Annotated in this window: 1 protein-coding gene; it reads right to left on the bottom strand. The window is 55.7% G+C overall.

What is annotated here, in order from left to right:
• Nucleotides 1–603: radical SAM protein (locus tag EOA22_RS36500; RefSeq protein WP_127390761.1), on the bottom strand; the 603-nt coding region annotated here is incomplete at both ends.

Genomic DNA, 603 nt, shown 5'->3' on the forward strand with positions numbered 1-603 from the left:
GTGAAGCGCATTCCATTTGGCTATTGAATTTGGATCGCGCTTTCGACGTCGTGCGAAACCTTGGTGATTTATCGGCCGCAGATAGATCGATCTTATTCCGTGAAGCTCGAAATTATCGACGAGGTCTGTGAAATCTGGCGGTCGGTCTACGTCTATCGTCGGCAAGGCTGAAACCCTGCCGGGGCCAAGGCGACGCACGGCCTCTGCCAGGTTGCCAAAGAACGTGTCGGTAACCAGAGGATCATGCGTACGCTGACGCGTGTGGGTCTCGTGATTTCCGTCCAACGAGGTGCTGACGAACGTGTCCGGCTGGTCAAGGAAAGTCCACTCTTGGTCGCCCAAGCGCTGCAAATTTGTGCAGACAACAAACTGGCTATTCGGAAACTTTGAGCGGGTGAAAGCGCGAACCTGCTCGAGCAGATCGATCCGAAGCAAGGGTTCTCCACCCTGAAACTCGATCTTGATCTCCGGACCCTTCATCGCGTCGATGAAGTCGAGCACGGCCTTCAATGTTTCAGCGTTCCAGTCGAAGCCCTGTGCGGATTCCGGGGCGCGCGAAACCTGGCAATAGCCGCACGTCAAATTGCAGCGGAGTGTGGGGAC

The organism is Mesorhizobium sp. M7A.F.Ca.US.014.04.1.1 (genome assembly GCF_003998745.1).
GTDB classification, from domain to species: Bacteria; Pseudomonadota; Alphaproteobacteria; order Rhizobiales; family Rhizobiaceae; genus Mesorhizobium; species Mesorhizobium ciceri.